The sequence below is a fragment of the Citrobacter sp. T1.2D-1 genome, assembly GCF_950098555.1.
In the GTDB taxonomy this organism is placed as follows: domain Bacteria; phylum Pseudomonadota; class Gammaproteobacteria; order Enterobacterales; family Enterobacteriaceae; genus Citrobacter_A; species Citrobacter_A telavivensis.
Map to the genome: position 1 here is coordinate 164,882 of NZ_CATNHH010000004.1, position 24,692 is coordinate 189,573.

Sequence of the window (24,692 nt, forward strand, 5' to 3'; positions counted from 1 at the left end):
GTTAGAATTCCTGTATCAGGACATGCTGAGTTTCATAAAACGATCGGATGGGGTAGCAATGGACAGAGTCATGGCGGCGACGGTATTCAATCATATCTGCGATTTAGGCAGCCTGAGTGCGGCGGCGCGGGCACTGGGACTCTCCCGACCGATGGTGAGCCGTTATCTTGATGAGATGGAGAAATGGGCAGGCGCGCGGTTGATTCATCGTTCATCGCGCAGGCTGACGATTACGCCAGCCGGAGAAGAGGCATTGGTGAAGACGCGAACGCTGGCGCAGCTGTCGCAGGCGATTGGTGCGGCGTCGGCGACAGAGATTCCCACCGGAACGCTGCGCGTCGCGTGTGCGCACTTTACGGCAATGCACATTCTCGCGCCGGTGCTGCCAGGTTTTTTAGCACGGTATCCAGAATTGCGCATTGAAGTTGAGATAAACAATCAGCCGGTCAGTCTGGTCGGTGAACGCATTGATGTCGCGATTCGTATTACCGATAACCCCGAGCCAGGTACGATTGCCCGCCGACTCGGCGACTGCGAATCGGTTCTGTGTGCGTCAGAGGCGTATTTGCGCCAGCACGGCATCCCGCAGACGCTGGAGGATCTCGCTCAGCATAACTGCCTGTATTACAGTGGGTTTGCCGGGAAATCGTGGCATTTTCTCGACGAACGGGGCGAGGCGGCCTCGGTGGCGATAAAGGGAAATCTGAGCGCCGGGATCTCGTCTCTGCTGTGCGAATCTGCGCTGGCAGGCATGGGGATCGCGCTGGTGCCGGAAAAGGAAGCGCGTGAAGGACTCGCGCAGGGGCAACTGGTACGCCTGCTGCCGATGCTGCAACCCCGACGCCTTGCCGTGTACGGTCTGTATCTTTCCCGTGAGCATCAGCCCGTTGGGCTTCGGCTGTTTCTGGAGGCAATCCAGGCAACGATGTCGTAACGCATGGAATTGATCCGCCACAAAAAAGTGCGGGATAGCAATTTGTGTTAAAAATGACCTTCGGCAATATGAGACTATTCTTATCGCCCCTTCAAGAGCTAAGCCATCGTGAGTGCCGGAGATAAGCGCCGGATGGGGCCGGAACCCTTAAGGCTGTTACTGACAACCTTAAGGGTTTTGTTTTTCTGTGCTTTCACCCTCCTCATGTTATTCCTATCCCTGAAATAGTCATTTTCTATACATCTTTACTGTTTTGACCTGCCAGGTCGATGATGAACGTTAAAGTCATTATCAATCAATGCATTGAACAAATTCATCCATTCCTCTTAACCCGCGCGGCAGGGTCTATGCTTAATAAAAGTGGTCAAAAAGGGTGAAACGCCAGAATGCCCCTGCTGTTGAGGGGTTGAAGTGAGAATCGTTATCACTAACATGGTGTTATAGCCTGATGGCTCATTATGCGAGGTAACCCTATGGAATTGCATTCAGGAACATTTAATCCGGACGATTTCGCCTGGCGCGGATTGACGCTCACCCCTGCGGCAGCAGCGCATATTCGCGAACTGGTCGCAAAGCAGCCTGGCATGCTGGGCGTGCGCCTGGGCGTTAAGCAGACGGGATGCGCCGGTTTTGGCTATGTGCTGGATACCGTCAGCGAGCCGGAGAAAGACGATCTGCTGTTCGAGGTTGAGGGTGCGAAGCTCTACGTCCCGCTGCAGGCGATGCCATTCATCGACGGCACGGAAGTGGATTACGTCCGCGAAGGATTAAACCAGTTATTCAAATTTCATAACCCGAAGGCCCAGAACGAATGCGGCTGTGGCGAAAGCTTTGGGGTATAGGCGGTACTATGTCTCGTAATACTGAAGCAACTGACGATGTCAAAACCTGGACCGGCGGCCCTCTGAATTACAAGGAGGGTTTCTTTACCCAACTGCAAACGGATGAGCTGGCGAAAGGGATCAACGAAGAGGTGGTACGCGCCATTTCGGCCAAACGTAATGAACCTGAGTGGATGCTGGAGTTTCGCCTCAATGCGTACAGGGCCTGGGTCGACATGCAGGAGCCGCACTGGTTAAAGGCGCACTATGAGAAGCTGAATTATCAGGACTACAGCTACTATTCCGCGCCCTCGTGCGGGAATTGTGATGAGACCTGCGTGTCGGAACCGGGAGCGGTACAGCAAACCGGGGCGAATGCTTTCCTCAGTAAAGAGGTGGAGGCTGCCTTTGAACAGCTCGGTGTACCGGTGCGCGAAGGCCGTGAGGTGGCAGTTGACGCCATCTTTGACTCTGTCTCTGTTGCCACCACCTATCGTGAAAAACTGGCGGAGCAGGGGATCATATTCTGCTCGTTCGGCGAAGCGATTCACGATCATCCCGAACTGGTGAAACAGTATCTTGGCACCGTCGTACCCGGCAACGATAACTTCTTCGCCGCGCTAAATGCGGCGGTCGCTTCTGATGGCACCTTTATTTATGTGCCGAAAGGCGTGCGCTGTCCGATGGAGCTTTCCACCTACTTTCGCATTAACGCCGAGAAGACCGGGCAGTTTGAGCGCACGATCCTGGTAGCGGATGAAGGCAGCTATGTGAGCTATATCGAAGGCTGTTCAGCACCGGTGCGCGACAGCTATCAGCTTCACGCGGCGGTAGTGGAAGTGATCATCCACAAAGACGCCGAGGTGAAATACTCCACCGTTCAGAACTGGTTCCCCGGCGATAACAACACCGGCGGTATTCTGAACTTCGTCACCAAACGTGCGCTGTGCGAGGGTGAGAACAGCAAAATGTCGTGGACCCAGTCAGAGACCGGATCGGCAATTACCTGGAAATACCCAAGCTGCATTCTGCGTGGCGACAACTCCATCGGCGAATTTTATTCGGTGGCGCTGACCAGCGGACATCAGCAGGCGGATACCGGCACCAAGATGATCCACATTGGCAAGAACACCCGGTCGACCATTATCTCAAAGGGGATCTCTGCCGGACACAGCCAGAACAGCTATCGTGGTCTGGTCAAAATTATGCCGACGGCCACCAATGCCCGTAACTTCACCCAGTGCGACTCAATGCTGATTGGCGCCGACTGCGGGGCGCATACCTTCCCGTATGTCGAATGCCGGAACAACAGCGCGCAGCTGGAGCATGAAGCAACCACCTCGCGGATTGGTGAAGATCAGCTGTTCTACTGCCTGCAGCGCGGCATCAGCGAAGAGGATGCGATCTCGATGATCGTCAACGGCTTCTGTAAGGACGTGTTCTCTGAGTTGCCGCTGGAGTTCGCCGTTGAAGCGCAAAAATTATTAGCCATTAGCCTTGAACACAGCGTCGGTTAAGGAAGCAACATGTTAACGATTAAAGATTTACAGGTCAGTGTGGAAGAGAAAGCGATCCTGCGTGGGTTGAGCCTTGAGGTTCGTCCAGGGGAAGTGCATGCCATTATGGGACCGAACGGCTCCGGGAAAAGTACGCTCTCTGCGACGCTGGCAGGGCGTGAAGATTATGAAGTCACCGGCGGGTCGGTGATGTTTAAAGGGAAAGACCTGCTCGACCTGGCGCCGGAAGAGAGAGCGGGTGAAGGCATCTTTATGGCCTTCCAGTATCCGGTGGAAATCCCTGGCGTCAGCAATCAGTTTTTCCTACAAACGGCGCTCAATGCGGTGCGTACTTATCGCGGACAGGAATCGCTGGATCGCTTCGATTTTCAGGATCTGATGGAAGAGAAAATCGCGCTGTTGAAGATGCCGGAAGATCTGCTAACCCGCTCGGTGAACGTCGGTTTTTCCGGTGGCGAGAAGAAGCGTAATGACATTCTGCAAATGGCGGTGCTGGAGCCGGAACTGTGTATTCTCGATGAGTCGGATTCCGGGCTGGATATTGATGCCTTGAAAGTGGTTGCCGATGGCGTCAACTCACTGCGTGACGGTAAGCGCTCGTTCATTATTGTCACCCACTATCAGCGTATTCTTGACTATATCAAACCTGATTTTGTCCACGTCCTGTATCAGGGGCGGATTGTGAAGTCTGGCGATTTCACGCTGGTCAAACAACTGGAGGAGCAGGGATATGGCTGGCTTACCGAACAGCAGTAATGCGCTGCAACAATGGCATCATCTGTTTGAAGCGCAGGGCGAGACGCGCTCACAGCAGGCGCAACAGCATCTCCAGCAGGTTCTGCGCCTGGGGCTGCCGACGCGCAAGCATGAGAACTGGAAATATACGCCGCTGGAAGGCCTCACCAACAGTCTGTTTGTCAGTCGTAACGCCGATGTTACCCCGGCGCAGCGCGACGCGTTAGCGCTCAACGTTGAGGCGCTGCGGCTGGTGTTTGTTGACGGTCAGTTCAGCCCGGCGCTTAGCGACAACTGGGAAAACAGCGGCTTTGAGGTGGCGATCAACGATGAACGCCAGACCCTGCCGGCTGCGGTACAGCCAGAGGTGTTTTTGCATCTTACTGAAGGCCTGGCGCGCGGCGTAACGCATATCCGCGTTAAGCGTAATCAGCGCCCGGTAAAACCGCTGGTGCTGATGCACATCACCCAGGGCGTATCCGCTGAGGAAGTAAACACGGCGCACTATCGCCATCACCTTGAGCTGGCGGAAGGCGCGGAGGCGACGATCATCGAACATTACGTCAGTCTGAACGATGCCCGACATTTCACCGGCGCGCGCCTGACCATGAACGTGGCGGCAAACGCGCACTTGCGTCACATCAAGCTGGTGTTTGAAAATCCGCTCAGCCATCACTTCGCCCATAACGATATTTTGCTGGCGGCGGATGCCTCGGCCCACAGCCACAGTTTTCTGCTTGGCGATGCGGTGCTGCGTCATAACACCAGTACTCAACTGAACGGAGAGAACACGACGCTCAGGATCAACAGCCTGGCGATGCCGGTGAAAAATGAGGTCTGCGATACCCGCACCTGGCTTGAGCACAACAAAGGCTACTGCAACAGCCGACAACTGCATAAAACGATCGTCAGCGATAAGGGCCGTGCGGTGTTTAACGGGCTGATTAACGTTGCCCAACACGCGATCAAAACGGACGGGCAGATGACGAACAACAACCTGCTGCTCGGAAAGCTCGCGGAGGTGGATACCAAACCACAACTGGAGATTTACGCCGATGACGTGAAGTGCAGCCACGGAGCGACGATAGGGCGCATTGACGATGAGCAGATGTTCTACCTGCGTTCGCGCGGGATAGCTCAGCGGGATGCGCAGCAGATGATCCTTTATGCCTTTGCCGCAGAACTGACGGAAGCGTTGAGCGACGAGGTACTGAAACACCAGGTGCTGGCGCGGATCGGTCAGCGTCTGCCGGGAGGCGTAGCATGACATTTCCCATCGACAAGGTGCGTGCGGATTTCCCCATCCTCACGCGTGAAGTGAACGGCCTGCCGCTGGCGTATCTTGACAGCGCCGCCAGCGCACAAAAACCGGCGCAGGTGATTGACGCAGAAGCCGAGTTTTATCGTCACGGCTATGCGGCGGTGCATCGGGGGATCCACACCCTCAGCGCCCAGGCGACCGAAAAAATGGAAAACGTGCGTAAGCTGGCATCGCTGTTTATTAACGCGCGCTCGGCGGAAGAACTGGTGTTTGTGCGTGGTACGACGGAGGGCATTAACCTGGTCGCCAACAGTTGGGGACCAGAGAACGTGCATGCGGGCGATAACATCATCATCAGTGAGATGGAGCACCATGCCAACATTGTGCCGTGGCAGATGCTGTGCGCGCGCGTGGGGGCCGAGCTGCGGGTGATCCCGCTGAACGCCGACGGCACATTGCAACAGGAAGTCCTGCCCACCCTGTTTGATGAGAAAACCCGACTGCTGGCGATCACTCACGTCTCAAACGTGCTGGGCACTGAAAACCCGATCGCCGAAATGACCGCGCTGGCGCATCAGCATGGCGCGAAGGTGCTGGTGGACGGTGCGCAGGCGGTGATGCACCACCCGGTAGACGTTCAGGCGCTGGACTGCGATTTTTACGTCTTCTCGGGCCACAAGCTGTATGGTCCGACCGGTATTGGCGTGCTCTACGTCAAAGAGGCGTTGTTGCAACAGATGCCGCCGTGGGAAGGGGGAGGGTCGATGATCGCCACTGTCAGCCTGACGCAGGGCACCACCTGGACGAAAGCGCCGTGGCGCTTCGAAGCGGGGACGCCGAATACCGGCGGAATTATCGGTTTTGGTGCGGCGCTGGAATATGTTTCAGCGCTGGGGCTGGAGGCGATTGGCGAGTACGAACAGAACCTGATGCACTATGCGCTGGAGCAACTGACGACGGTGCCGGATCTCACGCTGTATGGTCCGACTGACCGGCTTGGCGTGATTGCCTTTAATCTCGGGAAACATCACGCTTATGACGTCGGCAGCTTTCTCGATAATTACGGGATCGCCGTGCGGACCGGACACCACTGCGCAATGCCGCTGATGGCATTTTATCAGGTGCCGGCCATGTGTCGGGCGTCGCTGGCAATGTATAACACCCATGAAGAAGTGGATCGCCTGGTGACGGGGTTGCAACGTATTCATCGCTTACTGGGATAACAGGGAGGCACTATGGCCGCGCTGCCGGATAAAGAAAAATTGTTGCGTAATTTTCAGCGTTGCGCTAATTGGGAAGAGAAGTATCTGTACATCATTGAACTGGGACAGCGACTGCCGGAGATATCCGCCGCGGATCGCTGCCCTGAAAATACGATTCAGGGATGTCAGAGTCAGGTCTGGATAGTGATGCGCCAGAATGCGCAAGGCGTTATTGAACTGCAGGGCGACAGTGATGCTGCCATTGTGAAAGGACTGATTGCGGTCGTCTTCATTCTGTATCACCAGATGACGGCTCAGGATATCGTGAATTTTGATGTGCGACCGTGGTTTGAACAAATGGCGCTCGCGCAGCATCTCACCCCGTCTCGTTCACAGGGTCTGGAAGCGATGATTCGCGCGATCCGTACCAAAGCAGCAACTCTTAGCTAAACTCAATAGACAGCTTTCATCCTGTTAGGTAAGGCAGCCAGGCTGTCTTACAGGATTATCAGCATTCTGGCCATGCCAGTGAATACAGGAGGTTGGGTATGAAACGCGCGTCTCTTATTACTCTAATGCTTATCGGCGCTTACAGCGCCTTACCGGCCGCCTGGGCGGTAGATTATCCCTTACCGCCAGCAGGCAGTCGTCTTGTTGGGCAGAATCAAACGTACACGGTGCAGGAAGGCGATAAAAACCTTCAGGCGATTGCCCGTCGTTTTGATACTGCCGCCATGCTCATTCTGGAGGCGAATAATACCATTGCTCCTGTGCCAAAGCCGGGCACGCTGGTCACGATCCCGTCACAGCTTCTGCTGCCCGATGCGCCGCGTGAAGGTATTATTGTCAATCTGGCTGAGTTGCGGCTGTATTACTATCCGCCTGGAGAAAATATCGTCCAGGTGTATCCGATCGGTATCGGCTTGCAGGGACTGGAAACGCCGGTGATGGAAACCCGCGTTGGGCAGAAAATCCCAAATCCCACCTGGACGCCGACAGCAGGCATTCGTAAGCGCTCTCTGGAGCGTGGCGTTACGTTACCGCCGGTGGTCCCCGCTGGACCCAATAACCCGCTGGGGCTCTTTGCACTGCGTCTGGCGCACGGTAATGGCGAGTATCTCATTCATGGCACCAGCCAGCCTGACAGCGTCGGTCTGCGCGTCAGTTCAGGGTGTATCCGGATGAACGCCCCGGACATCAAAGCGCTGTTCACTCAGGTCAGACCGGGAACGCCGGTGAAAGTGATTAACGAGCCGGTGAAATATTCCGTAGAGCCGAACGGCCTGCGCTACGTTGAGGTTCATCGACCGCTGTCGCCGGAAGAAGAGCAAAACGTGCAGACGATGCCGTATGTGCTGCCAGCTGGGTTCAGCCAGTTTAAGGCGACGAAAGAGGTGGATGACGGTCTGGTAGAGAAAGCGCTGTATCGCCGGGCGGGATATCCGGTGGCCGTGTCCGCCGGGCAAACGCCAGCCGTTGTGGCAACACCGGCTGTTCAGTCAGCGCAGAACGGTTCAGTACAGGAAGAGATGCAGACGCAGTAGTGGGAAGCTAAAACGAGAGGCAAAAAAAATGGCGCACAATGTGCGCCATTTCTATTACACAGGTACTATTACTTACGGTATTTAGTAGCCTGGTTGTCCAGACGCTGGTTAGCGCGAGCTGCGTCGTCTTTAGCAGCCTGAACGTCGGAACGCATTGCGTTCACGTCGTTGCTCAGCTGGTCAACTTTAGCGTTCAGAGTCTGAACGTCAGAAGACAGCTGATCGATTTTAGCGTTGCTGGAGCAACCAGCCAGCAGAGTAGAACCCAGGATTACCGCGCCCAGTACCAGTTTAGTACGATTCATTATTAATACCCTCTAGATTGAGTTAATCTCCATGTAGCGTTACAAGTATTACACAAAGTTTTTTATGTTGAGAATATTTTTTTGATGAGAAGGCGCTTATTTTTGATCGTTCGCTCAAAGAAGCATCGAAATGTGCAAAAACGGCTAAAAAACTGAGTGAAAACAGGCGGCTTCCATCGGATTCGTCTTAGATAATCTGTAATTAGATAGCTCAATCCGATTTGCTTTTTTATTAATAGTAGCTATTGGAAAAATAAAAAAAGCGCCACGAGGGCGCTTTTTTAATCGAATTAATTCACACGGGAATTATTACAGTACGTGAACAGATGCCGTGTTAGTGGTGCCGCTCGGTACCAGAGCACCGGAAACCATCACCACAACGTCGCCTTTCTGCGCCAGACCGCTCTGTTGAGCAACGTCTTTACCCAGACGGTAGAAATCATCGGTAGAGGCGATTTCTTTCACCAGATGAGGCACAACGCCTTTGCACAGTACCAGCTGACGAGCAGTCACTTCGTTGGTGGTCAGTGCGAGAATAGTCGCGTCCGGGAAGTATTTACGGACTGCGCGAGCAGATTTACCGCCCTGAGTAGCAACGACGATCAGCGGCGCTTCCAGTTTTTCAGCCGTTTCCACTGCACCGCGGCAGACGGCTTCGGTGATGCGCAGTTTGCGGCTGTCGTTGTTGAAGTCCAGACGGCTGGTCATCACGCGGTCGGTGCGTTCACAGATGGTCGCCATAATGGTGACGGCTTCCAGCGGGTATTTGCCTTTTGCGGATTCGCCAGACAGCATAACCGCATCGGTGCCATCGAGGATGGCGTTCGCCACGTCGCCTGCTTCAGCACGAGTCGGACGCGGGTTTTTGATCATTGAATCCAGCATCTGCGTAGCCGTGATAACGACTTTACGCGCGCGGATACATTTTTCGATCATCATCTTCTGCGCGAAGATAACTTCTTCAACCGGGATTTCAACGCCAAGGTCGCCACGCGCGACCATGATACCGTCAGACGCTTCGAGGATTTCGTCGAAGTTGTTCAGGCCTTCCTGGTTTTCAATTTTGGAGATGATCTGGATCTTCTCGCCGCCGTGCGCTTTCAGATGCTCACGGATTTCAACTACGTCAGAGCGCTTACGGATAAAGGACGCCGCAACAAAGTCAACGCCTTGTTCGCAACCAAAAATCAGATCCTGTTTGTCTTTTTCAGCCAGCGCCGGCAGGGCGATAGAGACGCCAGGCAGGTTAACGCCTTTGTTTTCGCCGAGGTCGCCATTGTTCAGCACTTTACAGATCACTTTGTTGCCTTCGATCGCGGTGACTTCCATACCGATCAGACCATCGTCGACCAGTACGGTGTTACCAACAGACAGATCGGAGGTGAAACCTTCGTAGGTGACCGCCACGATTTCGTTGTTACCAACGACGGATTTGTCCGTGGTGAACGTAAAAGTTTGACCTGCTTTCAGGGAAACGTCGTTGCCGCCTTCCAGTTTAATGGTACGGATTTCCGGACCTTTGGTGTCGAGCAGGATTGCGGCTTTTTTGCCGGTTTTACTCATCACGTTGCGCAGGTTCTGGATACGCTGACCGTGTTCTGCATAATCACCGTGAGAGAAGTTCAGACGCATGACGTTCATGCCCGCGTCCAGCATTTTGGTTAACATCTCTTCAGATTCGGTTTTCGGACCGATGGTGCAAACAATTTTCGTCTTTTTCATGACAGTCTTAGTCTTTAAGTTGAGAAGGATATGGAAAGCCGACTTCCGGGACGCCCTGCCTGGAAGTTAAACCTGTATTACGAAAGTTGTGATGCCTCGCACTAAGGATAGGTGACATCGATAGAGCGTGCAGAGGAATGTGTGCTCGTATTTCAGCCCGACAAAAAGGGACGTTTTGTAGTCTCTGAGTATGACAGGTCAATGTGCTGAAACCATTCAAGTGACAATTGTCACGCATTATACGCTGAAATTTACGCAAAAGGAAAATGGAAACAGTGTTTCAGAATACATCCAGGCAGTTACACAACAAATTGTTATTAAACAAGTCGTGTCTGCCAATTGCGCAAACGCAAAAACCAGGCACTGTTGCGCAACCAGACTTATTCCTTAGCGTTATATCAAATGACTTTTAAATCATTTCAAATCTAAATCACCCTGATTACACTCGTTTGGACATCCATACTGCTAAATAGCTGAAAGCGCTGGCAGGATAACAATAAGCAGCAGCGGATACCCAAACGACATGATTGTCCTGAAAAATATTACAAAAGTGTTTACGCCAGGCCGGCTATCCATTACCGCGGTTGATAACGTCAATTTGACCGTGGAGCAGGGGCAGATTTACGGGATCATTGGCTACAGCGGTGCCGGGAAAAGCACCCTGATTCGTCTGCTTAACGGGCTGGAAAAGCCGACGGCGGGCAGCGTGACCATCAACGGTCACGAGATTTCCGCCGCCCGCGGCGAATCGCTGCGCCAGGCGCGCCTGAAAATCAGTATGGTATTTCAGCATTTCAATCTGCTGTGGTCGCGCACCGTGCGCGAAAACATCGCCTTTTCCATGCAAATCGCTGGCGCGCCGAAGGCGAAAATTCAGGCGCGCGTGGCGGAACTGATTGAGCTGGTGGGGCTGACGGGGCGCGAAAATGCGTATCCGTCACAGTTGAGCGGCGGACAAAAACAGCGCGTGGGGATTGCGCGTGCGCTGGCGAACAGCCCGGATGTGTTGCTGTGTGACGAAGCCACATCAGCGCTGGATCCCCAGACGACCGATCAAATTCTTGAACTGCTGCTCGACATTAATCGTCGCTTCCAACTGACGATCGTGCTGATCACCCATGAAATGCATGTGGTGCGCAAAATCTGCGATCGCGTGGCGGTGATGGAAAACGGTCAGGTAGTGGAAGAAGGCGACGTGTTGAGCGTTTTCACCCATCCGCAACAGCCGATTACCCGCCAGTTTGTCCGCCAGGTGGGGCAGTATGCCGACGAAGAGGCATTTGATTTGCAGCTGGCGCGCGAACTGGGCGGCACGGTGATTAAGTTAACGTTTACGGGTCACAATACGCATCAGCCGATCGTCGGTGAACTCACGCTTCGCTACGGCCTGCCATTAAATATCCTGCACGGCAAAATGACCCAGACGGCGCACGGCGTGTTCGGTCAGCTGTGGCTGCACGTGGTGGCTTCACAAGAGCAACTCAATAACATTCTGGACGACCTGCAAAAAAGCGGCATTGACGGTGAGGTGATTCAACATGGCTGAGGAACTGTTTCCCCATCTGAAATGGGATCAACTTTTTGCGGCCACCCAGGAGACGCTCTATATGACCGCGCTCTCCGGCGTCGCCACCTTTGTGCTCGGTATCATCCTCGGACTGGCGCTGTTCCTGACCGCCCGCGGTGGACTGTTCCAGAACCGCGCGCTGTACAGCGGCATTTCTCTGGTGGTGAACATTTTCCGCTCGATCCCGTTCATCATTTTGATAGTCCTGCTGATCCCGTTTACCAAAGCGCTGGTCGGCACCATTCTTGGCGCCAACGCCGCATTACCGGCGCTGATTGTCGGTGCTGCGCCATTCTATGCACGTCTGGTTGAGATAGCCCTGCGTGAAGTGGATAAGGGCGTCATTGAAGCGACGCGTTCTATGGGCGCTCGTCTCAACACCTTAATTTTTCGGGTTTTGTTACCTGAATCGTCACCCGCTCTGGTGTCCGGTATCACCGTGACGCTGATTGCGCTGGTCAGTTACAGCGCGATGGCCGGGGTGATCGGGGCAGGTGGTTTAGGGAATCTGGCTTATCTGGAAGGATTCCAGCGCAACCACAACGACGTCACGCTGGTGGCGACGGTGACCATTCTGGTTATTGTCTTCATTATCCAGTTCTGCGGCGATGTGATCACTTCTCTGTTAGATAAACGCTAATAAAATACGGAAACCATTATTATGAAAAAATCACTGACACTTCTCGCAGCAGCCACCTTAAGTGCCCTGAGCTTCGCCTCCTGGGCGGACACGCTGACCGTGGGCGCGTCCAACGTGCCGCATGCCGAAATTCTTGAGCAGGCCAAACCGATTCTGGCGAAACAGGGGATCGATCTGGAGATTAAACCGTTCCAGGACTACATCCTGCCAAACACCGCGCTGGCGGGCCGTGAAATTGACGCCAACTACTTCCAGCATATTCCCTATCTGAACAGCGTGCTGAAAGATCATGCCGGGGATAAAACCTACGATTTCGTCAGTGCGGGGGCAATCCACATTGAACCTATCGGCATTTATTCGAAAAAGGTCAAATCGCTGAAGGATCTGCCGGAAGGCGGCAAAATCATCATGCGTGATGCGGTGTCGGAAGAAGGGCGCATCCTGTCTATCTTCGAGAAAGAGGGCGTGATTAAACTGAAGCCGGGCGTGGATAAAGTCAGCGCGCGTATCAGCGACATCGTGGAAAACCCGAAGAAGCTGAAGTTCCTGCCTAACGTTGAAGCCGCGCTGCTGCCGCAGATGTACAACAACGATGAAGGTGATGCGGTGGTGATTAACGCCAACTACGCCATCGACGCCGGTCTGGATCCGGTACACGATCCGATCGCCGTGGAAAGCGGTGAGAACAACCCATATGCCAACATCATTACCGTTCATCGTGGCGATGAGAAGAAAAAGGATATTGTCGCGCTGGTTGACGTCCTGCACTCAAAAGAGATTCAGGACTGGATCCGCACCAAATACAAAGGCGCGGTCATCCCGGTGAATAACTGATCCGTTTTCTGCCGGGTGGCGGCTTCGCCTGACCCGGCCTACGACGTCCTGTAGGCCGGATAAAACGCGCGAACGTTGCCATCCGGCATTAGCCTTGCAGTCGCTCAACTCTTGCCGGCAACCCCTGACGTACCGCGGAGCCGGATACCCAGTCCAGCCAGGTATTGCTCACTTTTCGTGTCGGATCGGCAAAGCCCAGATCGTTCAGGTTAATCCCCGACTTCACGTTTGCATCAAACGGTAGCGGTACACCGTCGAGCGTGTGCTGTGCGCCGCCCATCTCCCGATGTCCGTAGCCGTGCTCGATAGCAATGACCCCTGGCATTACGCCGTGCAGCAAACTGATTTGCGCTTCAACCTGCCCACCCGGCGTGGTGATCCGCACCGTGTCGCCATGTGCCAGCCCAAAACGCTGCCCGTCCTGTGGGTTCAGCGCGACCAGGTTGACCGGTTTGACGTGATGTAACCGCGGGATCACCGCCGATGCGCTGGCCATGGTATTGGACTTAAACGAGATAAGCCTGAGCGGCCACTGTGTTAGTGGGAACAGGTCGTCCACCGACCGCCCGTCAGACAGTCTTGCCGGATACCATGCCGGACAGCCGCTGTAGCGTTCGCCGGTGATCGCATGGCGGTGGGCGGCAACCTCGGCATTCCAGATTTGCAGCGGCTTTTCCCACGCGTTACCGACCCTGTTTTCGGCTCGCCCACTCTTATCTGACGCGAAACGTCCACCGCGTGAGTAGATAAATGCCACCCGACGGACTTCCTCCGCTTTCAGCGTCTGCTGAATGACGGGCATAATGCGGCTCACGCCCGTAAGGTCAATGTCTTCTGCCACCGCTTCGGCGACCGGGGCTTTTCCCATAAACGCGATATTGGCGGCGACACGCAGATAGTAGTCTTCCGCGCGATTGAGCGGATAGCGGTTTCCCTCACTGTCGGAAATCGCATTGTCGCCAAATCCCGGCAGATGCAATTTTTTTGCGACGGCAATGCAGAATGCCTCCATCGAAACGGGCTGACCGTCGGCGGTTGTGGCGGTGGCAGGGTCGACAATCGGCCAGCGTGCCGTGGTGGCTTTACTGGCGACGCCAGCCCACGGCGCGCTGAATCCCCAGCTTTCGAAGTTATGTGTGTCCGGTACGATGTAATCCGCAAGGGCGGTGGTCTCATTCATATAGGCGTCGATAGCAATAAACAGCGGTAATCGCGCCGGATCTTTCAGTTTTTCTTCGGCAACGGCGCGCAGACCGGGTATGCCATATAAGGGATTGGTCATGTTGGAGATCCACGCCTTGAGGGGGTACGGATACCCCTCCAGCGCGGAACTCAACAATTCGGTTAACTGACCGGCGACAAACGGATACCACGGCGCTTTGGCCGGGAAGGGAGAACGCCCGGCGGCGAGGTTTTCGCGATACTCCTCGGAGGATTCATACGCCGTTTTGCTTCGCGCGATGCTCAGCCCTTTGGGCTTCACTTTGCCCGGAAAATCCGCCATGTTGTAGCGCGGGCCGTCCGTTGCGCCGTTGAATTTCCCGCCGCCAACAAAGACGCCGCCTTCCAGACTGAGGTTACCGATCAGCGCGTTCAGCATCATCACCGCCCACGCATTGTAAAAGCCATTTCCCGCCATCATCCCGCCATGGGTGATGACCGCCGCTTTTCGTCCATGACGGGTAAAAGCGTCCGCCAGCGCGATGATTTTGTTCTCCGCAACGCCGCACAGTTGGCTGTACTGGGCAAGCGTCATTTTTTCCGCCGACTCTTTCAGACACTGAAAACTGCTTTTTACCGTCACGCTGCGTCCGTCGGCAAGCGTTACCTGACGCGTGACAAACAGCGTGGCGCGTAGGCAATCACGGGCGGGGACCAGTTCGTTGTTCTCATTCACGACCAGTGGGTCGCTGGCGGCGGCGGAGTCCAGATGGGCGCGCGTCAGGTGCTGTCCGGCCAGTTCGGGAAGATCGTCGGCGATCACCAGATGCGTGGCGTTAGTCCAGCTCTTCTCGTCCGCGTGCTGCATCGCCTGTACGTCGGGCTGCGCCAGATAATCGGCGTTGTAGCGTTGGTTTTCGATAATCCAGCGGATCATCGCCATCGCCAGCGCGGAGTCGCTGCCGGGGATCACCGGTAACCAGTGACCATGGTCGTCAGCCAGCACGGGGGTTAACGGCAGCGCCGGGGCGACGACCACATAGCTGAAGTCATTGCGCAGGCGTGCGCTGGAAAGCTGTCTGGCCTGGCGCTTAAATGGGTTGCCGGACTGTGCAGGCGAGGTGCCCATAAACAGAGCAAATTCCACGTTATCCCAGTCGGGCTTCACGTGGGTGTTTTTATCAAGGTCGCCCATCAGCGCACCGGAACCCGCGCGATAGGCCAGTCCGCAATAGGATCCGTGCGCGCCAAAGTTTTTGCTGCCGAAACTGTTGAGAGCAAAACGGCGCAAAAAGGTGTCTCGCCCGTCGTCGCTGGTATTGGTGACCAGAAGCTGATTTGATTGAGGTCCGAATCCTGGATGCTGCGGATCAATAGGGGTCGTCGGGGCATATATGGCACGCAGGCCGTCGACGTGACCTTCGCCAAACAGATCGCCGCCTTCCACCACCTCATTGATCAGTTGTTCAAAGCTGATGCGCTGCCATTTGCCTTCACCGCGTTTGCCCACGCGCTTCATCGGCTCAAGAATACGCAGCGGACTGTATAACCCTTCCAGTTGTGTTGCGCCCCTGGCGCAGGCCGTCGAGCGGGCATCAAGACCGTTCTCGCCCGCCAACTGCGCCATTGCCGTGCTGAAGGGGACCGACGCATCAACATGATGTTCATGAGAAAGGGGATGATACGGATTGCCGGCAATGCGCAGCGCCCGGTTGGTTTGCCGATCGACGCGCACCCTGATGCCACACTGTGTCCAGCAGCCGAAACACTGGGTCATGGCAATGGTTTGCTGCGTATTCTGCTGCCAGCGCGGGTGCGCGCTGGCTTCAGGGGTAAGCGCATTCCCCACGATACGATCGCGGGTGATTTTACCGGAGGTGCCGTTTTTTAAGCCATCAATGGCGCGCTTCGCCACGTCACGATAGCTGAGGGCGAACGTCGCCATACCACCAACGGCCAGGCCAACTTTGAGCCACTGACGACGGGTTAAATTAGCCATGTTGCAATCTCCTTGCGAGTCCGTTCACGCTCTCGCGAACAATAATAAGCAGTGCTACCCACAGGCCGAAGGTGCCGAGGATGGCAAGCCAGCCGTCGGTACCGGCGGGCAGGGTGTACGGGTTGAACTGGGCGTTGAATTTCGGCAGCGTCTGCCCCTGAATCAGCAGAGTCCAGCGCAGGAACCAGCACAGCGCCATCGCGCTCAGTGCCAGCAGGCTGCGCAGCGGTAATGACAGCGGACGACGCAGGGCAACAGCACTGAAAAGGAGTGAAACCAGCCAGAATGTCAGTAAGCCAAAGGCGTAATGGTGGGCCGATGCAGAGATTGCCAGCCACTGACGGATTGCCGTACCGGAAAGCGTATTGCCGCTGACCCAGAAAACGATGACGATTGCGAGGACGAACAGCGTCAGCAGTTGCCCGAGGGCGAGCCGCTTTTGCGACAGGAAATCATCACGTATCCCGACGATTAACAGGGCCAGGAAGGTCTGTAGTGCGCTCAGGAACATCGCCAGCACAAAGGCGTAGCTGAACCAGACAGGGCGAGCCTGAACCACGGACACTTCGCGTCCGGTATAAAGCAACAGTCCCGTCGCGGCGAGCGCGCTGGCAACGGCGAACCACTTCGTGACGGCGTAACTTTTTCCGGTAAGTTGTTTATAAACCTGCGCCATAAACCAGAGTCCAAGGAACGCGGTGAACAGCGGTAAAAACAGTGCGCCCCATGGCATCCACGACCACGGTGTAGGATATGCGTAAAAATGCCAGACGCGGGCCGTCTGGTGGAGATCGGCGGTCAGCGCCAGCGGGGCGGTAATGGCACAGGTCAGGGCAATCAGCAGCGTCAGGCTTTCCAGCGTCGGACTGGCCTTTTTACGCCAGTGCAGCACGCAACCAAACAGCGCCCCACAGGCGGCAATGCCGATAAAAAAGAAGTACTGTACCGCCCAGGGAAGCCAGCTCACCGCCTGTGGACGGGCCAGCACTTCTTCAATGATTAAGGGGTGCATCATCATACCTCCTGCCAGAGCGCGGGTTGCGCGCGGCCCATCAACGGGGTAACAAACGCCTCGTCCAGCCCCAGATAGAAAACATGGGGTGCGGTGTCATTTTCCGGTTTCAGTACGTTGATGGCGTCGTGATGGGTGCGGATCAATTGCGAAATCCGGCTTTGCGGATCGCGGATGTCGCCGATGATGCGCGCGCCGCCCACGCAGGACTCCACGCAGGCGGGGAGAAGTCCGGCCTCCAGACGGTGGACGCAAAACGTACATTTATCGGCGGTCTGTGTTTCATGATTGATAAAGCGCGCATCGTAGGGGCAGGCCTGCACGCAGTAGGCGCAACCGACGCAGCGGGTGTTATCGACCACGACGATGCCGTCCTCGCGTTGAAATGTGGCCTGTACCGGGCAAACCGGTACGCAGGGCGGATTGTCGCAGTGGTTACAGAGACGCGGTAACAGCACGTTGGTCACCTCATCCGCCAACCGGACCTGATACTGATTCACATGGGTTCGGAACTCGCCCTGCGGCGTCTGGTTTTCAATCGCGCAACTGACGGTGCAGGCCTGACAGCCAATGCAGCGGCGCAGATCGATAAGCATCGCGTAACGCTGCTGTGTGGAGCCGCCATGACGTTCAGGTGAAAAAGGAAATTTTGCCTGCGCCAGAGGAACCAGCGACGCGCCTGCGGTCAGGACGCCCAGTTGCTGGAGAAACTGCCGTTTACTGCTGTCCATTTTTTCTCCCGTTTCAAGGCAACAACGAAACATTTGTCACGCCATTGGTTTGCGTGTGATGAATAAAGAATGTCGATGATTTACAGTGTAAAAATCGGGGTGGGGCAGCTCTATTGTGGTTAACCACATACCCGGCGGGTTGTTGATCTAAAACAACATAATCAACAGGGATAATGGTGTGAGAAGTCAAACGGTGAAGGGTCTGGCGCTGCTGGCGTCGGCCTTAATGTTCAGTGGTGCAACGCTGGCGGACTCATGGAATATCGGGATACTGGCGATGCGCGGAGAGGTCTCTACCCGCAACCACTGGCAGCCGCTGGAGACACTGCTTAACCAACAGCTTCCCGGAGAACAGTTCCACATCCTGCCGCTGGATCTGCACCAGATGCAGGCGGCGGTGAACAAGGGAAGCGTACAATTTGTGGTGACCAACCCGGCGCAGTTTGTGCAGTTGAACAGTCGTTCGCCGCTGCGCTGGCTGGCGTCTTTACGCTCCGCACGTGGAACAGGCAACGTCATTGGCAGTGCAATCCTTACCCGGCGCGACAGCGGTATTACCGGCGCGCACGACCTGATCGGTAAAACGGTGGGGGCCATCGATCCCCAGGCGTTCGGCGGCTACCTGCTGGGATATAAAGCGCTGAGCGACGCCGGTCTGCGCCCCGAACGCGATCTCAATCTGCGTTTTACCGGATTTCCGGCCGATGCGCTTCTTTATTTACTCCGTGAAAAAGCGGTACAGGCCGTGATTGTCCCGGTCTGCCTGCTGGAAAAAATGGACGAAGAGGGACTGGTTGATAAAGCCGATTTTGTCGCGGTGATCAACCGTCCCGGAGACATCGCCTGTTTAGCCAGTACGCCGCTTTATCCTGACTGGTCATTCGCCGCGTTGCCTGCGGTGAGCGATGCGCTGGCCGATCGCGTTACCCGCGCGCTGTTGGCAACGCCTGACACCGCGGCGTTTCACTGGGGAGCGCCGGCGTCGACCAGTCAGGTGGAGGCGCTACTGCGCGACGTGCAGCAGCATCCGCAGCAGCGACGTTTGTGGCTGGATGTGAAAAGCTGGCTGATACAGCATCAGTGGCTGATGGGCGGGACCGCGCTTACCCTGTTGCTGCTTACCCTGAACTACATCTGGGTCATGCTGCTGGTGCGCCGTCGTGGTAAACAGCTTGAACGCAACGGCGTCCAGTTGCGCCAGCAGGAACTGGCGCTGGAAACGGCCAGGCAAATAAGTGTCCTCGGAGAAATGACCTCCGGGTTTGCGCACGAACTGAATCAACCGCTTTCGGCAATCCGCCATTACGCACAGGGCTGCCTGATTCGCCTGCAGTCGCAGGATCCGGCGCATGCGTTATTGCCAGCGCTGGAGCATATCGATCAACAGGCGCAGCGCGGGGCAGATACTCTGCGTAATCTGCGGCGCTGGGTGAGTCAGGCCCAGGGAAGCCCGACCCGCACGGAAGAATGGGAGGACATCAGCATTCATGAGGCGGTTCATCATGTCTGGCAGTTGTTGCGTATGGCGCAGCAGTTTCCGAGGTTAACCTTACACAGCAGTATCGATCGCGCACTGACGATTTCGTTACCGCCGGTATTGCTGGAGCAGGTATTGGCCAATCTGATCCTCAATGCGGCGCAGGCGGGGGCCACCGCGCTGTGGATTAATGCTTCATATTTGCCACATGGCGTGCGCGTGACGTTGCAGGATAATGGCGGCGGCATTGACGATGTTTTACTGCATCAGGTCTTTCAGCCCTTTATGACCAGCCGGAAAGAGGGCATGGGACTGGGGTTGGTTATCTGCCAACGGCTGGTGCGTTACGGTCAGGGGGAGATCGGTCTGTGCAATCAGACCGCGCCTGACGGACTGCCCGGCGTGGCGGTGAGACTGGATTTTACACAACGGGAGGAAAAGGGCGGCAATGGCAATGATTCATTTACTGGATGATGATGTGGCGGTCACCGATGCCTGCGCCTTTCTACTGGAGAGCCTGGGCTACCCGGTCACGTGCTGGGAAGAAGGGGCTGTTTTTCTTGAACAGGCTGATTTGTACCAGACGGGCGTGCTGCTTCTGGACATGCGGATGCCGATAATGGACGGCAAGAACGTCCATGAGTCCTTGCGTCAGCGCGAAAGTACGCTGGCCGTGGTGTTTTTGACCGGGCATGGCGATGTACCGATGGCCGTTGAACAGATGAAACACGGTGCGGTGGATTTCTTGCAAAAGCCGGTCAGTGTAAAACCGCTGCAAACGGCGCTGGAGCATGCGCTGGTGGTTTCAGCGCAGGCGGTTGCCCGACAACAGATCGCCACCTGCTACCGGGCGCTTACGGCTAAAGAACGTGAGTTGGCCGGGTTAGTCGTTAAGGGACTGATGAATCGCGAGATAGCGCAGGTGATGAACATCGCGGTACGCACGGTGGAGGTACATCGCGCCAGGGTGATGGAAAAAATGCAGGCCGCCAATCTGGCGGAACTGGTCAACAAATGGCAGCGGTTAAAAGAAACGCAAGGCGTTGAATAGTACCGTGGGTTATTTCTTTGATTTTCTTTGTTTTTTGTCATCCCATTCAGAGTGATATATGCTGTTTATCTGGACCTGCAATGAGAGACAATAATGGGAAACCTGACAAAAGATGATGAACTGTACCGTGAGATGTGCAGAGTGGTTGGCAAAGTGGTGCTGGAAATGCGCGATCTGGGACAAGAGCCCAAACATATCGTGATAGCCGGGGTATTACGAACCGCGCTGGCAAACCAGCGTATTCAGCGTAGCGACCTCGAAAAGCAGGCGATGGTCACGGCGATCAACGCGCTGGCCGGCTAACCACAACGAGGGATGAACTCATCCCTTATTTCCCGTCACGAGAAATGTCCGACAGAACGTTTATTCTGGTGAAAGATAAAATTCATGGAAAATTCGTTATATTATTAAATATATTACGCGTGTCTTTTAATTTATATATGGGAACAGTTTCACATTTATTTGTAATCTGACGGAACAGTGTTTCACCGGTCTTTATGATAATAAATATCACTACGCTTTTAATATTTCTCTTCCCCTTTATTAATTGATGACGATCAAAGTCATGCCCACCAATAACTCCCATTATTTAATTCGCCTAACCCTAAAGGATTACTTTATTTGCGTTAAATTGCGTTATTTATGCAATCCGGTTACGGCAAAACTTCAGCTGTGGGAGGCAACATCAGAGGCGCTGTTTCAGCATAATTAGCATCGGCCTGGGACGTGTTGTCAGCACTGCGTTTGCGAAGAGGATGCAAAATAAATGAACCAGGTTGATCGTCCATTATTAGATACTGGCTTGACGCGGCTGGAATTCCTGCGCATATCGGGAAAAGGCCTGGCTGGGTTAACCATCGCGCCCGCGTTACTGTCGCTTTTTGGCTGTAAGCAAGAAGATATCGATAGCGGCACCGTGGGGTTGATTTCGACACCCAAAGGGGTGTTAGTGACCCAACGCGCTCGCTGCACCGGTTGTCATCGCTGTGAAATTTCCTGTACCAATTACAATGATGGCGCTGTCGGCACCTTCTTTTCGCGCATTAAAATTCACCGTCATTTCTTCTTTGGCGACAAGGGTATAGGTTCAGGCGGCGGTTTGTATGGCGATCTGAATTATACCCCGGACACCTGTCGTCAGTGTAAAGATCCGCAGTGCATGAAGGTCTGTTCGATTGGGGCGATTACCTGGAATCAGGAAGACGGTTGCATTGCTGTCGATCACCGACGCTGTATTGGTTGCAGCGCCTGTACCACCGCGTGTCCCTGGATGATGGCCACCGTCAATACTGAAACGAAGAAATCGGCAAAATGCGTTTTATGCGGTGAGTGCGCCAGTGCCTGCCCGACCGGGGCATTAAAAATCATCGAGTGGAAAGATATTACTGTTTGAGTCTTGCAAAGGAAAACATTATGGCTAACGGTTGGACAGGTAATATTTTACGGGTCAATCTTACAACAGGCGATATTACCCTTGAAGATTCCAGTAAATTTAAAAAATTTGTCGGTGGTATGGGGTTCGGCTACAAAATTATGTACGACGAAGTTCCTGCCGGCACGAAACCCTTTGATGAAGGCAATAAATTAGTTTTTGCGACGGGACCGCTTACTGGATCCGGTGCCCCCTGTAGCTCTCGCGTTAATATCACGTCGCTCTCCACATTCACAAAAGGCAATCTGGTTGTCGATGCACATATGGGCGGCTTTTTCGCGGCGCAAATGAAATTCGCGGGTTATGACGCCATCATTATTGAAGGCAAGGCGGCATCCCCCGTCTGGCTGAATATTAAAGACGACAAGGTCACTCTCGAAAAAGCCGATTTCCTGTGGGGAAAAGGCACCCGTGCGACCACGGAAGAAATTTGCCGGATGACCTCGCCGGAAACCTGCGTGGCGGCGATTGGTCAGGCGGGTGAAAACCTCGTGCCGCTCTCCTGTATGCTCAACAGCCGCAACCACAGCGGCGGCGCAGGGACAGGCGCTGTGATGGGCGCAAAGAAACTGAAAGCGATTGCCGTGGAAGGAACAAAAGGCGTCAATATTGCCGACCGCAAAGAGATGAAGCGGTTGAATGATTACATGATGACGGAGCTGATTGGGGCGAATAACAACCATGTGGTGCCCAGTACTCCGCAGGCGTGGGCGGAATATTCCTCTCCCGCGTCGCGCTGGACGGCGCGCAAAGGACTGTTCTGGGGCGCGGCAGAAGGTGGGCCGATAGAGACCGGCGAGATCCCGCCGGGTAATCAGAACACCGTTGGTTTCCGGACCTACAAGTCGGTCTTTGACTTAGGGCCGGCGGCGGAAAAATACACGGTTAAAATGAGCGGCTGCCATTCCTGCCCGATTCGCTGCATGACGCAGATGAACATTCCTCGCGTGAAGGATTTTGGCGTGCCGAGCACCGGCGGGAATACCTGCGTGGCGAACTTTGTCCATACCACCATTTTTCCAAACGGCCCGAAAGACTTTGAAGACAAAGACGATGGCCGCGTCATCGGTAACCTGGTGGGGCTGAATCTGTTTGACGACTACGGCATCTGGTGTAACTACGGGCAGTTGCACCGTGACTTTACGTATTGCTACAGCAAAGGGGTGTTCAAGCGCGTCCTGCCGGCAGAAGAGTATGCCCAGATCCGCTGGGATCAACTGGAAGCGGGCGATCCTAATTTCATCAAGGATTTCTACTATCGTCTGGCGCATCGCGTCGGTGAACTTAGCCATCTGGCGGATGGCTCTTACGCCATTGCCGAACGCTGGCAACTGGGTGATGAATACTGGGCGTATGAAAAAAACAAACTGTGGTCGCCGTTTGGATTTCCGGTTCACCACGCCAACGAAGCCTCGGCGCAGGTTGGGGCCATCACCAACTGTATGTTCAACCGCGACTGTATGACCCACACCCACATCAATTTCATCGGCTCGGGTTTGCCTCTGAAACTCCAGCGGGAAGTGGCGGCTGAACTGTTTGGCTCGCCAGACGCCTACGATGAAACCAAAAATTACACGCCGATCAATGCAGCAAAAATCAAATATGCCAAATGGACGCTGCTCAAAGTGTGCCTGCATAACGCCGTCACGCTGTGTAACTGGGTCTGGCCGATGACCGTGTCGCCGCTGAAAAGCCGCAACTATCGCGGGGATCTGGATCTGGAAGCGAAGTTCTTCCAGGCCGCGACCGGTGATGAAACCACCCAGGCCAGCCTCGATTTAGCCGCAGAACGCATCTTTACTCTGCATCGCGCCTACACGGTGAAGCTGATGCAGACCAATGATATGCGTAATGCGCACGACCAGATCTGCTCGTGGGTGTTTGATAAGGATCCGAAGATTCCGGTCTTTAGCGAAGGCACCGACAAGATGGACCGCGACGACATGCGTGAATCCCTGACGCTGTTCTATAAAGAGATGGGCTGGCACCCGGAGTTGGGCTGCCCGACGCGTGAGACGTTGCATCGACTCGGCCTGGAAGACATCGCCGACGACCTGGCCGCGCAGAATCTGTTGCCGGCGTAAGGAACATTACATGAGCCATCCAGAGGATGTGAGTCAACCTGTTGCGCCGGATGTGGATCTTGAAAAGCGACAGTGGCTGCAGGGGCGACGTGAGCAGGTCGCCGACGCTGATGAACCGGCGGAGCCAGAAAGTCCCGCGGAGATCGTAGCGGATTTTATCCGTCAGTCTTCGGCGAACGGCCAGCTTGTCGCGCGCGAACTGTTCTTGCAGCCGCCGTACTCGGTGAAAGAGGTGGAGCTCGTACCGCTACTGGAAACGCTCAGAGAGGGGCTTGCCGGGGATGATATCGCCTGGGTGCAGGGCTCTCAGGATGACTATTACTACTCAACCCAGACCATGACCGCCAACTATGCTGACATGTGCGTTCAGGTGGTGGAAAAGGATATCTGTCGGGCAATCGCACAGGCGGTGCGCTTTGACTGCCAGACCTATCCGCGTCCGTACAAGATAGCCATGCTGGAACAATCGCCTTATGGTTTCGAACCACAGCAGATACAAGCCGCGCTGGCCGCGATTGAAACGCATCCCGACTATGCCGATATCCGCACGGTCGCGTCATCAAACGACGTGCCGTACTTATTCAGCGAACGCTTTATGAGTTACGGCAAAGCGTACGGTTTATGCGAATGGCTGGAAGTTGAGCAGTTTCAGAATCCCTGACT

The 24,692-nt window shown here is 55.0% G+C and carries 23 protein-coding genes; 17 read left to right on the plus strand and 6 right to left on the minus strand.

The window, feature by feature from the left end; all coding sequences use genetic code 11:
• The first annotated feature begins 58 nt into the window (after nt 1-58).
• From QQZ17_RS06670 to ldtE, 8 genes are all read left to right on the plus strand, one after another.
• Nucleotides 59-934 (plus strand): LysR family transcriptional regulator, encoded by an 876-nt coding sequence (locus QQZ17_RS06670; protein ID WP_152404881.1) that lies wholly within the window; start codon nt 59-61, stop codon nt 932-934.
• A 473-nt stretch (nt 935-1,407) separates the two neighbouring features.
• The gene (gene sufA / locus QQZ17_RS06675; RefSeq protein ID WP_152404880.1) at nt 1,408-1,776 is read left to right on the plus strand and encodes a Fe-S cluster assembly scaffold SufA; all 369 of its coding nucleotides are present in this window, start codon (nt 1,408-1,410) and stop codon (nt 1,774-1,776) included.
• Between the two features lie 8 nt (nt 1,777-1,784).
• Nucleotides 1,785-3,272 carry a Fe-S cluster assembly protein SufB gene (sufB, locus tag QQZ17_RS06680; RefSeq protein WP_152404879.1) on the plus strand — a complete coding sequence of 496 codons (1,488 nt, stop codon included), beginning with the start codon at nt 1,785-1,787 and terminating at the stop codon, nt 3,270-3,272.
• 9 nt (nt 3,273-3,281) lie between these two features.
• The gene (gene sufC / locus QQZ17_RS06685) at nt 3,282-4,028 is read left to right on the plus strand and encodes a Fe-S cluster assembly ATPase SufC (protein WP_152404878.1); all 747 of its coding nucleotides are present in this window, start codon (nt 3,282-3,284) and stop codon (nt 4,026-4,028) included.
• A complete protein-coding gene (sufD, locus tag QQZ17_RS06690; RefSeq protein ID WP_152404877.1) occupies nt 4,003-5,274 on the plus strand; it encodes a Fe-S cluster assembly protein SufD in 1,272 nt (423 codons plus the stop codon). Before sufC ends, sufD begins: the two co-directional genes overlap by 26 nt.
• Nucleotides 5,271-6,491 carry a cysteine desulfurase SufS gene (gene sufS, locus QQZ17_RS06695; RefSeq protein ID WP_152404876.1) on the plus strand — a complete coding sequence of 407 codons (1,221 nt, stop codon included), beginning with the start codon at nt 5,271-5,273 and terminating at the stop codon, nt 6,489-6,491. The genes sufD and sufS overlap by 4 nt, the downstream gene beginning before the upstream one ends.
• 12 nt (nt 6,492-6,503) lie before the next feature.
• The gene (gene sufE, locus QQZ17_RS06700; RefSeq protein ID WP_152404875.1) at nt 6,504-6,920 is read left to right on the plus strand and encodes a cysteine desulfuration protein SufE; all 417 of its coding nucleotides are present in this window, start codon (nt 6,504-6,506) and stop codon (nt 6,918-6,920) included.
• A gap of 98 nt (nt 6,921-7,018) precedes the next feature.
• Nucleotides 7,019-8,014, plus strand: a complete 996-nt coding sequence (ldtE, locus tag QQZ17_RS06705) for a L,D-transpeptidase LdtE (protein ID WP_152404874.1) — start codon at nt 7,019-7,021, stop codon at nt 8,012-8,014.
• Between the two features lie 68 nt (nt 8,015-8,082).
• Here the strand turns inward: ldtE and lpp are convergent, their stop codons facing one another.
• The 3 genes from lpp to ynhH all read right to left on the minus strand — a co-directional run bounded on the left by lpp (nt 8,083) and on the right by ynhH (nt 10,279).
• A complete protein-coding gene (gene lpp, locus QQZ17_RS06710; RefSeq protein ID WP_001082307.1) occupies nt 8,083-8,319 on the minus strand; it encodes a murein lipoprotein Lpp in 237 nt (78 codons plus the stop codon).
• A 309-nt stretch (nt 8,320-8,628) separates the two neighbouring features.
• Nucleotides 8,629-10,041, minus strand: coding sequence for a pyruvate kinase PykF (pykF, locus tag QQZ17_RS06715; protein ID WP_152404873.1), 1,413 nt, complete (start codon nt 10,039-10,041; stop codon nt 8,629-8,631).
• 7 nt (nt 10,042-10,048) lie between these two features.
• Nucleotides 10,049-10,279: a protein YnhH gene (gene ynhH, locus QQZ17_RS26375; RefSeq protein ID WP_442548511.1), complete on the minus strand. Its 231-nt coding sequence runs from the start codon at nt 10,277-10,279 to the stop codon at nt 10,049-10,051.
• 285 nt (nt 10,280-10,564) lie between these two features.
• On the opposite strand from ynhH, the gene QQZ17_RS06720 reads away from it, so the two are divergent.
• From QQZ17_RS06720 to QQZ17_RS06730, 3 genes are read left to right on the plus strand one after another with little or no spacing between them, the layout of a single operon-like run.
• Nucleotides 10,565-11,587, plus strand: coding sequence for a methionine ABC transporter ATP-binding protein (locus QQZ17_RS06720; RefSeq protein ID WP_152404872.1), 1,023 nt, complete (start codon nt 10,565-10,567; stop codon nt 11,585-11,587).
• Nucleotides 11,580-12,248 (plus strand): methionine ABC transporter permease, encoded by a 669-nt coding sequence (locus QQZ17_RS06725; RefSeq protein ID WP_152404871.1) that lies wholly within the window; start codon nt 11,580-11,582, stop codon nt 12,246-12,248. Before QQZ17_RS06720 ends, QQZ17_RS06725 begins: the two co-directional genes overlap by 8 nt.
• Nucleotides 12,249-12,269: 21 nt before the next feature.
• A complete protein-coding gene (locus tag QQZ17_RS06730) occupies nt 12,270-13,082 on the plus strand; it encodes a MetQ/NlpA family ABC transporter substrate-binding protein (RefSeq protein ID WP_046480434.1) in 813 nt (270 codons plus the stop codon).
• 88 nt (nt 13,083-13,170) lie between these two features.
• On the opposite strand, the gene ttrA is transcribed toward QQZ17_RS06730, so the two are convergent.
• From ttrA to ttrB, 3 genes are read right to left on the minus strand one after another with little or no spacing between them, the layout of a single operon-like run.
• Nucleotides 13,171-16,242: a tetrathionate reductase subunit TtrA gene (gene ttrA / locus QQZ17_RS06735; protein WP_152404870.1), complete on the minus strand. Its 3,072-nt coding sequence runs from the start codon at nt 16,240-16,242 to the stop codon at nt 13,171-13,173.
• The gene (gene ttrC, locus QQZ17_RS06740) at nt 16,235-17,257 is read right to left on the minus strand and encodes a tetrathionate reductase subunit TtrC (protein ID WP_152404869.1); all 1,023 of its coding nucleotides are present in this window, start codon (nt 17,255-17,257) and stop codon (nt 16,235-16,237) included. Before ttrC ends, ttrA begins: the two co-directional genes overlap by 8 nt.
• Nucleotides 17,257-17,985 carry a tetrathionate reductase subunit TtrB gene (gene ttrB / locus QQZ17_RS06745; RefSeq protein WP_152404868.1) on the minus strand — a complete coding sequence of 243 codons (729 nt, stop codon included), beginning with the start codon at nt 17,983-17,985 and terminating at the stop codon, nt 17,257-17,259. Before ttrB ends, ttrC begins: the two co-directional genes overlap by 1 nt.
• 178 nt (nt 17,986-18,163) lie before the next feature.
• Here ttrB and ttrS point away from each other — a divergent pair, with 178 nt between their 5' ends.
• From ttrS to QQZ17_RS06775, 6 genes are all read left to right on the plus strand, one after another.
• Nucleotides 18,164-19,936: a tetrathionate respiration histidine kinase TtrS gene (gene ttrS, locus QQZ17_RS06750; protein ID WP_152404867.1), complete on the plus strand. Its 1,773-nt coding sequence runs from the start codon at nt 18,164-18,166 to the stop codon at nt 19,934-19,936.
• Nucleotides 19,911-20,513: a tetrathionate respiration response regulator TtrR gene (gene ttrR, locus QQZ17_RS06755; RefSeq protein WP_152404866.1), complete on the plus strand. Its 603-nt coding sequence runs from the start codon at nt 19,911-19,913 to the stop codon at nt 20,511-20,513. Before ttrS ends, ttrR begins: the two co-directional genes overlap by 26 nt.
• A 93-nt stretch (nt 20,514-20,606) precedes the next feature.
• Nucleotides 20,607-20,816, plus strand: a complete 210-nt coding sequence (fumD, locus tag QQZ17_RS06760; RefSeq protein ID WP_042319275.1) for a fumarate hydratase FumD — start codon at nt 20,607-20,609, stop codon at nt 20,814-20,816.
• A gap of 463 nt (nt 20,817-21,279) precedes the next feature.
• Nucleotides 21,280-21,906 (plus strand): ferredoxin-like protein, encoded by a 627-nt coding sequence (locus tag QQZ17_RS06765; protein WP_152404865.1) that lies wholly within the window; start codon nt 21,280-21,282, stop codon nt 21,904-21,906.
• Between the two features lie 20 nt (nt 21,907-21,926).
• Entirely contained in the window at nt 21,927-24,029 is a 2,103-nt protein-coding gene (locus tag QQZ17_RS06770) for an aldehyde ferredoxin oxidoreductase (protein ID WP_152404864.1), read from the plus strand.
• A gap of 10 nt (nt 24,030-24,039) precedes the next feature.
• The gene (locus tag QQZ17_RS06775; RefSeq protein ID WP_152404863.1) at nt 24,040-24,690 is read left to right on the plus strand and encodes a YdhW family putative oxidoreductase system protein; all 651 of its coding nucleotides are present in this window, start codon (nt 24,040-24,042) and stop codon (nt 24,688-24,690) included.
• The last annotated feature ends 2 nt before the right edge of the window (nt 24,691-24,692 follow it).